This is a genomic window from Alistipes communis (assembly GCF_006542665.1).
Classification (GTDB): domain Bacteria; phylum Bacteroidota; class Bacteroidia; order Bacteroidales; family Rikenellaceae; genus Alistipes; species Alistipes communis.
The window spans coordinates 2117215-2129456 of the sequence record NZ_AP019735.1 but is presented as its reverse complement, the minus strand read 5'-3'; the positions used below and the strand labels follow the sequence as shown (position 1 = coordinate 2129456).

General features: G+C 62.0%; 10 protein-coding genes. 2 read left to right on the top strand and 8 right to left on the bottom strand.

Going from position 1 to position 12242, the window contains the following annotated elements:
• Positions 1–4 precede the first annotated feature (4 nt).
• The 8 genes from FMF02_RS08725 to FMF02_RS08690 all read right to left on the bottom strand — a co-directional run bounded on the left by FMF02_RS08725 (position 5) and on the right by FMF02_RS08690 (position 9452).
• On the bottom strand, positions 5–454 hold the full coding sequence (locus FMF02_RS08725; RefSeq protein WP_026074843.1) for an ATP synthase subunit C-like protein: 450 nt from the start codon (positions 452–454) through the stop codon (positions 5–7).
• Between the two features lie 27 nt (positions 455–481).
• Entirely contained in the window at positions 482–2317 is a 1836-nt protein-coding gene (locus tag FMF02_RS08720) for a V-type ATP synthase subunit I (RefSeq protein ID WP_019130150.1), read from the bottom strand.
• Positions 2314–2922, bottom strand: coding sequence for a V-type ATP synthase subunit D (locus tag FMF02_RS08715; protein WP_019130151.1), 609 nt, complete (start codon positions 2920–2922; stop codon positions 2314–2316). Before FMF02_RS08715 ends, FMF02_RS08720 begins: the two co-directional genes overlap by 4 nt.
• 6 nt (positions 2923–2928) lie before the next feature.
• Positions 2929–4248 carry a V-type ATP synthase subunit B gene (locus tag FMF02_RS08710; protein ID WP_019130152.1) on the bottom strand — a complete coding sequence of 440 codons (1320 nt, stop codon included), beginning with the start codon at positions 4246–4248 and terminating at the stop codon, positions 2929–2931.
• Between the two features lie 10 nt (positions 4249–4258).
• Positions 4259–6016 (bottom strand): V-type ATP synthase subunit A, encoded by a 1758-nt coding sequence (locus FMF02_RS08705; RefSeq protein ID WP_019130153.1) that lies wholly within the window; start codon positions 6014–6016, stop codon positions 4259–4261.
• A gap of 6 nt (positions 6017–6022) precedes the next feature.
• Positions 6023–6856 carry a DUF2764 family protein gene (locus FMF02_RS08700; RefSeq protein ID WP_141412866.1) on the bottom strand — a complete coding sequence of 278 codons (834 nt, stop codon included), beginning with the start codon at positions 6854–6856 and terminating at the stop codon, positions 6023–6025.
• Positions 6857–6863: 7 nt separating this feature from the next.
• The gene (locus FMF02_RS08695; protein ID WP_141412865.1) at positions 6864–7478 is read right to left on the bottom strand and encodes a hypothetical protein; all 615 of its coding nucleotides are present in this window, start codon (positions 7476–7478) and stop codon (positions 6864–6866) included.
• 540 nt (positions 7479–8018) lie between these two features.
• Entirely contained in the window at positions 8019–9452 is a 1434-nt protein-coding gene (locus tag FMF02_RS08690) for a DUF4301 family protein (protein ID WP_141412864.1), read from the bottom strand.
• Between the two features lie 258 nt (positions 9453–9710).
• Between FMF02_RS08690 and murB the strand changes: the two genes are divergently transcribed.
• Both murB and tilS read left to right on the top strand, forming a co-directional pair.
• Positions 9711–10718: a UDP-N-acetylmuramate dehydrogenase gene (gene murB, locus FMF02_RS08685; protein ID WP_141412863.1), complete on the top strand. Its 1008-nt coding sequence runs from the start codon at positions 9711–9713 to the stop codon at positions 10716–10718.
• Between the two features lie 182 nt (positions 10719–10900).
• Entirely contained in the window at positions 10901–12241 is a 1341-nt protein-coding gene (gene tilS, locus FMF02_RS08680) for a tRNA lysidine(34) synthetase TilS (RefSeq protein ID WP_141412862.1), read from the top strand.
• The last annotated feature ends 1 nt before the right edge of the window (position 12242 follow it).

The window sequence follows — 12242 nt, the reverse complement described above, 5'->3', positions numbered from 1 at the left end:
CGGATCAGATCGCACCGCCGATCAGGAAGACCGCGGCGACCGTCAGAATGGCGTACAGCTCGGGGAATGCAGCCAGAATCAGCGTCTTACCCATTACGTCGTGGCCGTTGCCGATCGCGGTGATACCGTTGGCGCAAACCTTCGACTGGAAGTAGGACGACGCGAGGCAGACCACACCCGTCAGCAATCCGGCGCCGAAAATGGCGGCACCCTGCAACATCGAGATCTCGTCCGTCAGGAAATCCTTGATGATGAAGTAGTTCACGAATCCGTAGAGACCTTGCGAACCGGGGATGGCGGCCAGAATCATGTAGCTGCCGAACGCACCGGCGTTCTTCTTCATCGCGCCGACGGACGCCATGCCGGCGATCGAGGTGCCGATACAGCTTGCCATACCCGAAAGACCGACCATCAACGCTACGCCGACGTAGGCCATAATAATTGCTGTTGTCATAACTGAAAAATTTGAGTTTTTTAATTGTTATTTGTTTTCCGATTGATCGATTTTCGTCAGCGGTTCGAACTGGCGCGCAGCCATTTCGAAGCCCGCGTTCTTGTAGAATTCCACGAAGGTGAGTCGCATCGGGTGAACGAACGACGAGATCGAGGACATGAAGAGATTGATGCCGTGCCCGACGAGCAGGATCAACAGGATCATCAGCTCGCGCACCACCGGAATATCGGGGCTCAGGCCCGTAGCCAAGTCGTTGAAGACCGTGGCCAGGATACCGCCCGAAAGGCCGATCGCGAACAGACGGATGTACGACAGCACGTCGGAAAGGATGCCCGTTATATTATTATAGGTATCCCAAAGTCCGGTTCCGAAATTCACGAACGGGTTCTTGCCCGGCGAGTTGAAGAAAAGCATCAGCACCACGCCGATGGCCGCCACGCCGTAGAAGGCGGGTGACGAAGTGGTGAATCCCGGAATGACCCACGCCGGATCGAGCAGCGGAAGCCCTGCGGCCAGACTGCCCGCGAGGATGACGAGGAACCAGCCCAGCGTCGAAAGCGCATAGCGGAATCCCGCCGTGACACTTACCATGACGATACGCAATACTTGTCCGAACAGAATCTGCACCAGGCCGATGGCCAGCGCCCACGAGAAAAACCTCCCCTGGAAGTCGAAGAAGGGGATCGACGGGAAGTACGCTTTGAGCGAGACGCCGAAGAACGATCCGCAGAAGAGGCCGAATACGATCGTCGAGACGGCGCACATCGTGGCGAACCATGCGGCGCGGCGCATCATGCCCCCCTTGAATTTCCAAAGCATCGCCATTCCCATCGCCAGCAGGATGAGTCCGTAGCCGGCGTCGTTGAGACAGATGCCGAAGAAGAGCATGTAGAAGGGCGCGAAGAAGGGCGTCAGGTCGATCGTCCCGTATTTCGGGCGGGCGTACATGTCGCCCACCATCTCGAAGATGCGCGCGAAACGGTTGTTTTTCAGCTTCACGGGCGTCTCGTCTTCGGGCGTGGGGTCGCTCTTGATGTAGAGCACGTTGGGATATTCGTCCAGCAGGGCGTCCACCCGATCCGACGTCTCCCGTTCGGCCCATCCCTCCATGATCAGCAGCGTGCCGTCGGCGGCCGCCTCGGCGGTGGCCGTCACCTTCACCCGCTGCAACTCTTCGCGCAGACGGTTGCAGTCGCGCTCGATGAGTGCGGCGGACGCCGCGGCGCGCGACATCTCGGCGTCGGTGGCGCTCAGACGGCTTCGCAGCGAGGCGACCTTCGCCTCGGCGTCGTGCGCCGTCATCGCGGGGGCCTTCACCTCCTGCGCGTCGAACGACAGTTCGGCGCCTTCGTGCGATACGGCGACGAACCAGACCGTCGAAGAGGTCTCGTGGATCACCTCCACGGGAGCCTGTTCGTTCCAGGCGTCGCGCGATTTCTCGAACGCATCCCGCTGCGCGGTGAAGAAGCGCAGCACGACGCCACGCCGTGCGAGCCGCTGCAACGTCCCGGCCGAGAAGTCGCCCCACGGGCGCGCCTCCTCGGCAGCCTTTTCGGTCTGTCCGATCTCGGTGCGCAACGCCGCGCGCTCCTGTGCCGTGCGGCCGTAGCGTTCGTAGGCCTCGTCGCCCGATGCGAAGGGGCGGGCCGCCGCGTCGAAATGCTCCGAACTGCGGAACCGTTCCAGCGCCGCGAGGGCCTTGGTGCGGCCTTCGATCGCCGTAACGAGCTGCCGGTCGCCCTCCGAAGGCTCCCAGCCCCGGCAGGTCACGTCGACCAGCCCCAGTTCGCGGAGCCGTTCGATGAAGTCGTCGCTCTGACCGGCGTAGAGAATAAAGTCGTATTTCGACATCCTGGCGATCATGACATCTGCCCCTCCCCGGCCTGTTGCTGTTTGGTTTTTACGATTTTCTGTGCCGATTTCGAGAGGTTCTCCTCGTCCTCAAGGAATCGTTTGATCTTGCGTATGGCATCCTCGTAACCGGGAATCTGTACCTTCTCGTAGAGGTTGACCTTCTGAGTGGTTTTACGGCGTGCGAAATCCAGCAGCTCCATCTTGCGGTTGAAGAGTTCGTACTCGATGCCCAGCTTCGACAGCCGCTTCAACAGGTCGATCCCGGCGGCGTACCATACGGGCGACGAGAAGAGGTCGTAGGGCTTCTCTTCGTAGACGATCTCCCGGAGCACGGGCGTGCGGACGCCCGCGATCTTCTGTTCGGTCAGCTCGATGTCGGCGATTCGCAGCAGGTCACAATCAAACTCACCCCACAGCGAGACCATGTAGTCGTACTCGGCCTCGAGGCGCGAGAGCTGCGACCGGAACTCCTGTGCGGCCTCCTTCGCTTTCTTGACCTCGGAGCGCAGCGCCGACTCCTTGCTTTTGATCGTAGGGAGCGCCTTCTGCCGCATTTTGAGCTGTTTGCCCAGATCGCCGAGCGAAGTCTTGTTATATTGAAATTTGATTGCCATGAGCGGTTACTCCTTCCAGTATTTTTGGATCAGCTCCTCCTTGATGGCCACCTCGGTCTTGGTGAAGTACTCCGCAAAGAGCCTCCACGCCGTGTCGAGCATCTGGTCGATGTCGATGTTGATGTCGATCGAAAGGAGCTTCTCCGAATAGTCGTGTGCGAATTTCAGCGCGCGCTCGTCGTAGTCCGAGAGGTCGAAACCGTTTTCCAGCTTCGTCTTGGCGTTGGCCGCATCGGCGTAGAGGCGCACGCAGGCGTTCATCACCTGCGGATGATCCTCGCGGGTCTTCTTGCCGATGACGAGCTGTTTGAGGCGCGACAGCGAACGGAACGGGTCGACGATGACCTTGCCCGTGTCGGAGTCGTTGCGCAGGAAGAGCTGGCCCTCGGTGATATAACCCGTGTTGTCGGGGACGGCGTGCGTGATGTCGCCGCCCGAGAGGGTCGTCACGGCGATGATGGTGATCGAACCGCCGTTGGGCAGCTGTACGGCCTTCTCGTAGATCTTCGCCAGATCCGAATAGAGCGAGCCGGGCATCGAGTCCTTCGAGGGAATCTGGTCCATACGGTTCGAGACGATCGCCAGCGCATCGGCGTAGAGCGTCATGTCGGTGAGCAGCACCAGTACCTTCTGCCCCTTGTCCACGGCGAAATACTCGGCGGCCGTCAGCGCCATGTCGGGCACGAGCAACCGCTCCACGGGCGGGTTCTCGGTCGTGTTGACGAACGAGACGATGCGGTCGAGCGCGCCTGCGTTCTCGAAGACCTGCTTGAAGTAGAGGAAGTCGTCGTTCGTGAGGCCCATGCCGCCCAGGATGATCTTGTCGGCCTTGGCACGCAGCGCCACGTTGGCCATCACGGCGTTGTAGGGCTGGTCGGGATCGGCGAAGAAGGGGATCTTCTGTCCCGTGACGATCGTATTGTTGAGGTCGATGCCGGCGATGCCCGTGGCGATCAGCTCCGAAGGCTGCTTGCGCCGGAAGGGGTTCACCGTCGGGCCGCCGATCTCGCGCGCCTCGCCCTCGATCTGCTCGCCGCCTTCGAGCGGCTCGCCGTAGGCGTTGAAGAAGCGGCCGGCCAGGTTGTCCGACACTTTGAGCTTGGGCGGCTCGCCGTGGAAGACCACTTCGGAGTCGGTGGCCAGCCCCTCGGTGCCGGCGAAGACCTGCAACGTCACGTTGTCGCCCATGATCTTCACCACCTGAGCGAGCTTGCCGCCCACGGTGGCCAGCTCGTCGTTGCCCACGCCCGAGGCGCGCAGCGTCACGGTGGCTTTGGTAATGTTGTCTATCTTGGTATATACCTTTTGAAATGCACGTGTTGTCATAGCTTCGGTCTTATTTGTTGAGCTGTTCGTTTACGAGCGCCTCGATCTGCGAGCGGTAGTCGGCGAATTTCTCGGACTGCCACTCCGCGTAGTTCATCTGGCGGAAGAGGTTGATCAGCGTCTTGAAGAACTTGGAGCACTCCTCGAAATCGGCGAAGTCGAACGTCTTGTTGCAGATGTCGAGCACCATCTCGAACATCATCTTCTGGCGTTCGAGCGGACAGTTGGCGTCGATGTCGTCGAAGGCGTCCTGCTGCAAGATCACGAAATCGATCAGCTCCGACTTCCAGAAGCGTTCGTGGTACTCCACCGGCACGCCGTCGTCGCCCAAAATGTTGATCTGGTCGTTGGCCTCCTTGCCGCGCTGCACGAGCGTCTTGCCGGCATAGACGTTGTCCACCCAGCCCTTGCCGATGTGCGCGTCGAGGTATTCGCGGATTTCGGGATATTCCAGATATTTCGAGTAGGAATCGAGCGGATCGATGGCGGGATAACGCTTCGAGTCGGCACGCGCCTGCGCCAGGGCGTAGAAGCAGCGCGCCGCCTTCTTCGTGGACTCCGTGACCGGCTCTTTGAGGTTGCCGCCCGCGGGCGACACCGTACCGAGGAAGGTCACCGAACCCGTCTGTCCGTTGGTCAGGCGCACCAGACCGGCCCGTGAATAGAAGTTCGAGATGATCGCCGAGAGGTCCATCGGGAAGGCATCCTGACCGGGCAGCTCTTCCAGGCGGTTCGACATCTCGCGCAGCGCCTGCGCCCAGCGCGACGTCGAGTCGGCCATGACGAGCACTTTGAGTCCCATGGCGCGGTAGTATTCGCCGATGGTCATGCCCGTGTAGACCGACGCCTCGCGCGCGGCGACGGGCATGTTCGACGTGTTGCAGATGATGATCGTACGCTCCATGAGGGGGTGGCCCGTATGGGGGTCAATCAGTTCGGGGAACTCCTTGAAGATTTCGACCACCTCGTTGGCGCGCTCGCCGCAGGCGATCATGATGATGACGTCGGCGTCGGCCTGTTTCGAAATGGCGTGCTGCAACACGGTCTTGCCGGCGCCGAACGGCCCCGGGATGAAGCCCGTACCGCCTTCGGCCAGCGGGTTGAAGGTGTCGATCGCGCGCACGCCCGTCTCCATGATGCGGTCGGGGCGCGGTTTCTCGACGTAGCTGCGGATCGCCTGCTTCACGGGCCAGCGCTGCACCATCGTCACCTCGTGGTCGCCGCCTTCGGCGTCGGTCAGGACGGCCACCGTGTCGGTGACCTTGTAGGAGCCCGCCGCGGCGACGCTCTTGACCGTATAGCTGCCCGTCATCGTGAAGGGAACCATGATCTTGTGGGGAATCCACTGCTCCTTCACCTCGCCCAGCCACGAAGCGGCCGAGACCTTGTCGCCCGCCTTGGCCAGCGGCGTGAACTCCCACGTCTTATCGAAATCGATCGGGTCGGTGATCGAACCGCGTTCGATGAAGAGACTATCCATCTTTTCGAGGTCGTTCTGCAATCCGTCGTAGTTGCGCGACAGCAGACCCGGAGCCAGCGTCGCTTCGAGCATGTGGCCTTCGAATTCGACCCGGTCGCCGATTTTCAGACCGCGCGTGCTGTCGTAAACCTGCACGTAGGCGTCGTCGCCGATGACTTTGATGACCTCGGCCATCATTTTGGTATCGCCCGTCCACACGTAACAGATCTCGTTCTGGGCCACAGGCCCGTCCGCCTTGACGATGACGATGTTGGAGATGATACCGTTTACACGTCCTGTAGTTTTCATATCTGACTATTTGTTATTTATCAATTCCTTGCCGTCCAGTTCGCGCAGCAGCCGTCCGAGCATGGCGCGGCCGCGCGCCTCGTCGAGCTGCGTCCAGCGTGCCACCAGATTGATGCGCACGAGGTACGAGAGGACGGCGTTCACGTTGAAGTAGTCTTCGGCTACCAGATCGACGGCCTGCTGCCAGCGGATGCGGTCGATCTTGTGCTCCTTTTCCAGCAGGTTGCTTTCGTCGTTCACGGCGGCGATCACCGCATCGATGTAGGGCAGTTCGCCCCGCAGGCCGAAGTCGGAGGCCGACGAACGGCGCAGCTGCTCGGCCACGTCGTCGTTACCCACGACGTGCCCGTCGACGGGACGCCCCGCGGCACGGGCCGTCGTGGCCGCCGCGACGTTGCGCAGCGTGCGGTCGAAATCGCTCCACTCGCGCAGGAAACGGCTCGGCGACGCGGCGCACAGTCCGTAATAGGCTTCGAAAAGCGCCTGTTCGAAGGGGCGCGAGGTATCCACCTCCTCGGCCTCCTCCCCGTCGGGGCGGGCATAGGCCGCCAGCACCAGTCCGATCGCGTGCGGCAGCAGGCGCGGGTGTTCCGTCTCCTCCTTGAGCCGTTCGCGCGCGAAGTTGCCCAGCGGATCGTGCGCCGGACTGCCCGCACGCAGGGCGATCAGGTTTTTGCAGTCGTAATAGCCGTAGAGCAGCCTGACGGCGCGCAGGTCGCGCGGCGTCAGCTCGCGGAGGATCTCGTCGAGGATGGCGTGCGGATCGAATCCCTTCGCGCCGCCGTCGAGCGAGTACTCCCGCAGTCCGGCTACCAGACAATAATAGTTGGTATCGAACATGGCGGTGTCAGGCTTTGAACAGCAGTTCGGAGATCTTGCCGCGCAGATACTCCTTCAACAGTGCCTCGAAATCGTCGTCCGAGAAGGAGATGTAATAGCTGCCGCCCTTGGCGCCCACCTTGAAGCCGGTGCGTACCTCCTTCGAATAACCCACTTCGATGCCCGCTTCGAGCAGCTCCTTGGCCGCAGCGGCGAACGCAGCGTCGAACTTCGCCCGCTCGGCTTCGGGCAGCAGCGCTTGCAGTTCGACCTTCGACGACGATGCGCCGTTCCAGTTGCGGGCGACGCTCAGCAGCATCGCCTTGACGAATTCGGGATCCAGATTGGCGGCTTTCACGGCGGAGAAGGTACTCTCGGCCGCAATCAGCGAGGATATCTCCTCCTTGATCCGGGCGACGGCCTGTTTGCCCGCCAGTGCGATCTCGGTCATCGAATTCTTGGCCGTATCTTCGGCCTTGGCCTCGGCGGCCTTCACGATGGCTTCGGCTTCGGCCTTGGCATCGGCGATGATCTTGGCGGCTTCGCTCTTCGCTTCCGAGACCAGACGTTCGGCCTCGGCACGACCCTTCTCCAGCCCCTCGTCGTAGAGCTTCTGGGTCAATTGTTGAAGTTTGTTCTCCATAGTGTTCTGATTATCGTAATTCAATAATTTCTCGTACAAACGCCTATCCGGTAAAGATACGATTAAGCCGAGCGCAATGCAAATTTCATTTGCTTTTTGCCGAGGCGGAGTATCTAAGACGTCAGCCAAAGATACGATTAAGCCGAGCGCAATGCAAATTTCATTTGTTTTTGCCGAGGCGGAGTATCTAAGACGGTCAGCCAAAGATACGACTAAGCCGAGTGCAATGCAAATTTCATTTGCTTTTTGCCGAGGCGGAGTATCTAAGACGTCAGCCAAAGATAGGCATTTTTTTCGAAGTTATCCGAAAGCGAAAGGTCGTTTTTTGCTGGTTTAGGACACTTTTGCGCCGGAATCGTACAAATTACATTCATTTTGTTTCGAAAGGAAACGCTTGTCCTTCGAAAGTAGTATGAAGGTTTTACTTTTTGAACAACATAGGCCGTTTTTTGAACAAACCGCGACCGTTTTCAACCGCAGGAAAACGGCAACGGGCCGCAGCGTGCTGCGGCCCGTTGCCGGAAACGCCGGCCCGAACGCTTATTGATGCTGCGGCCGCAGCAGGTCGAGGACGACTTTCACAGGCGAGAACGTCGTGACGGGGACGTCGACGAAAACGGTGTTCCAGCGTGCCATCGCGCCGTTCCACAACCCCGGCAGCTCCTGCGCCCGCAGCTCGCGGCCGGCGTAGGATTTCGACGAGATGAAACCCGTCTGCGGATCGGTATACCGCCGCAGGTCGAATTTCTCGCCCCTCACGTTGCGCACGCCGCAGACCAGATCGACCGGATTGAAGTGGGTGGCCCGCTGCATGAGCGGCCGGTCGGCGGGTGCGATCTGGCTCGACTCGGCGATTTGGAGCGATTCGGTGCCGTCGTCGTTGACCGCCCAGAAGGGGCCGCCGCCCGGCTCGCCCTCGTTGCGCACCATGCCGCACAGACGGATGGGACGGTCGAGGACGGCGCGCAGCACGGCCGAGTTGTAGTCGTCGGGCAGCTTCACGCAGAGCCGTTCGCGGATGAAGCGGGCGATGTCGGCCAGTTCGGCGCCGCCCGTATCGAGCGCACGGATATACTCGAAACTGCGCTCCTGCAATTCGAGCAGCAGTCCTGCCAGCACCTTCTTATAGGTTACCGTGTCGCCGCGGCGGGCGTCGGTGGTCACGTTGTCGATGTTCTTGACGAAGACGAGGTCGGCGTCGATCTCGTTGAGGTTTTCGATCAGGGCGCCGTGTCCCGCCGGACGGAAGAGCAGCGCCCCCGCGTCGGTACGGAAGAGCGTATTGTCGGGATTGACCGCCACCGTGTCGGTCGAGGGTTTCTGTTCGGAGAAGGCGATGTCGTAGTGCACGCCGAAACGCCGCTCGTACAGCGGAACTTTCTCGGCCATGAGCGCCTCGAAGTCCGCGCGGTGCTCCGGCGAAACGGTGAAATGGATGCGTACGCGCCCCCCTGCGGCGGCGTATTGCGCCCCTTCGACCAGATGTTCTTCGGCCGCTTTGCGCGCCCCTTCCGCATAGGCGTGGAAGGTCACCAGCCCCTTGGGCCGGCCTCCGTAGCCGAGTCCCTTGCCGATGATGTGTTCGACCACGGTGCGGTCGTCGGCGCCGGCAGGCAGCGTGGCGCGCAGTTCGGGCCAGAAGGCGAAGCGTTCGATGTTCTGCAGCAGGCGGTCGATCCCCTCGCTGCGCCGCCCCTCCTCGACGAAGGCGAAAAGCTCCTTGAACATGCGCGTCGCGGCGCCCGACGCCGGAACGAACTTGACGATGCCGAGCCGCGCCGCCGCTTCGTCGTAGCGGCGCACGGCGGCCGCCACTTCCTGCGGCGCGGGAACGAGAATGCCGTCGCCCGGAGCGGCGGCGCGGACGACTTTCAGGAAGGGAAAGCCGCGGCGGAAGTTTTCGAGTTGGCGCTCCACCGCTTCGGGGGTGAGGCCGTGAGCCCGGATGCAGGCCGTATCCTGTTCGGTGAACATAGGCGGTTCAGGTTTTAGTGCATGGCGATCGGTTGCGGAAGCTGCGCTCCGTTTCCGGTTTCGACCGAACGTTTTCGATAAGCCGAGCGCAGAGCCGAACGCAGTTCAGACTATGCCGAGGCGAGAAAACGAAGAATGAAATTCAACGTTTTCGATAAGCCAAATAGGCAGAGCCGCGCTTGCGCGGGCGATGCCGAGGCGAGAAAACGGCCGTCGGAAACAAGGGTAAAGTTAATAAAAATTCCCTATCTTTGCAATATGATTCGGGATTTTTATGACATCGACCTCTCCGGCCGCAACAGTTTCCACGTGCGGCAGCGGGCCGCGCGGCTCGTCGAGTTCGAAACGACGGACGACCTGACCGCCTTTTTCAGGAAGGGGGCGCCCGCGAAATGGACGGTGCTGGCGGGGGGCAACAACATTCTCTTCACGCAGGATTTCGACGGTGTGCTGCTGACCCCGCGCGCCGCGTCGATCGACGTCGTGGCCGAGGCGCCCGACGCCGTGGCCGTGCGTGCCGAAGCGGGCGTCGAGTGGGACGACCTGGTGGCGTGGGCCGTCGAACGCGACCTGTGGGGCATCGAGAACCTCTCGCTCATCCCGGGCAAGGTTGGGGCGGCGCCGGTGCAGAACATCGGAGCTTACGGCGCAGAGGCGAAAGATGCGATCGAGAGCGTCGAGATGTTTTGCACGGATACATGCAACACGTTGATCCTCTCGCGGGAACATTGTGCCTTCGGCTACCGCGAGAGCGTCTTCAAACATGCGCTGCGGGGGCGGGTCGTCATCACGGCGGTCACCTTCCGGCTGAGCCGCCGTCCGCGGCCCGATCTGGGTTACGGCGATCTGCTGCGCGAGACCGAGGCGCGCGGAGGCGCCACGCTGCGCAACATCCGCGAAGCAGTCTGTGCGATCCGGCGCTCGAAGCTGCCCGACACGGCCGTACTGGGCAATGCCGGCAGTTTCTTCAAGAATCCGGTGGTGGAGGCCGCCGTCGCCGAACGGCTTCGGACGGACTACCCCGCCCTGCCGCTCTACCCCGCCGCCGAAGGCCGCATGAAACTGGCCGCGGGATGGCTGATCGAGCAGGCGGGCATGAAGGGACACCGCGAAGGCTGCGTGGGCGTCCACGACCAGCAGGCGCTGGTGCTCGTCAATTACGGGGGCGCCACGGGCGGCGAGGTGCTGGCGCTGGCTCATAAAGTGCAGGAGGCCGTGCGCGCGAAATTCGGCGTGGAGATCGCCGCCGAAGTAAACGTTTTATAATTATAAAATGAACGGATGACACGATCTGTCGGGTACGCCGTGCGGGTGCAGCCTGCGGAGAACGCCATCGGCGGGCCGCGTCCGCCGGCGGATGCGGCCCGCACGGCTCGGAGAGCCGCATCTCTGAGGCGCCAAATCCCGACGACACGGCCGCTTCGATTAATTCTTAATTCGATACACAGATGCTGACCGACCGTTTTCAATCCTACGTCGAGCGCCACGGGCTCTTTTCCCGCGACGACCGTATTCTGCTGACCGTTTCGGGCGGCGTCGATTCGATGGTGCTGCTGTCGCTCATGGCCTCGCTGGGCTATCGGTTCGGCGTGGCGCACTGCAATTTCCAGCTGCGCGGCGCCGAGAGCGACGAGGACGAGGTGACCGTAGCGCGCGAGGCTGCCCGCTACGGCGTGCCGTGCTACAACCGGCGGTTCGACACGGCGGCCGAAATGGAGCGCACGGGCGAGTCGATGGAGATGACGGCCCGCCGGCTGCGCTATGCGTGGTTCGAGGAGCTGCGGCGCGAGCACGGCTATGCGGCCATCGCCGTGGCGCACCACGCCGACGACTCGATCGAGACCTTTTTCATCAACCTGCTGCGCGGTACGGGGCTGCGCGGGCTGACGGGGATCAGCACCCGCATGGGACGGGTGGTGCGACCGCTGATGTTCGCTTCGCGCCGCGAGATTCTGGAATACGCCGTGGCGCAGAAGATTCCCTTCCGCGAGGACTCTTCGAACCGCTCGACCAAATACCTGCGCAACAAGATCCGGCTGGGGCTGATCCCCCGCATCCGCGAGATCAACCCCAAGTTCACCGACCTGATGCGCCGCAACATCGAACGGCTGACCGACACGCAGCTCTTCATCGAGGCGGCCGTCGCGCACATGCGCGAAGAGGTCGTGACCCAGGCCGACGGGATCGCCACGATCCACGTCGAACGGATCGAGGCGGCCTATCCGCGCAATTTCGCCGTCTACGAACTGCTCAGTTCGCAGTACGGCTTCAAGGGCGACGTCTGCGACGCACTCTGCCGCGCACTGAGCGAGGCGGCGACGGGCCGGCGGTTCTACGCCAGGGAGTACGTCGCCACGGTCGACCGCGGACGGATCCTCGTCGAACGCATCGCCCCCGGCGACGCCTGCGAAGTGACCGTCGAGCAGGGCGCCCAGCGCAGTTACTGCGGCAACATGGTGCTCTATTTCGAGGCGTGCGACATCGACGACATCCGCGCTTACGACGTGCCGGAGCAGGTGGCGCTGCTCGACGCCGACCTGCTGCGCTATCCGCTGCGGCTGCGCCGCTGGCGCGAGGGCGACACCTTCATTCCCTTCGGTATGGAGGGGCGCAAGAAGGTGAGCGACTACCTGATCGACCGCAAGGTCTCGCTGCCCGAAAAACAGCGCCAGTTCGTGCTCCTGTCGGGCGACGAGATCGTGTGGCTCGTCGGCCGCCGCATCGACGACCGCTACCGCCTGACCGACCGCACGGAGAATGTTTTGCGTATCACCAAAGAGATCATCTGAC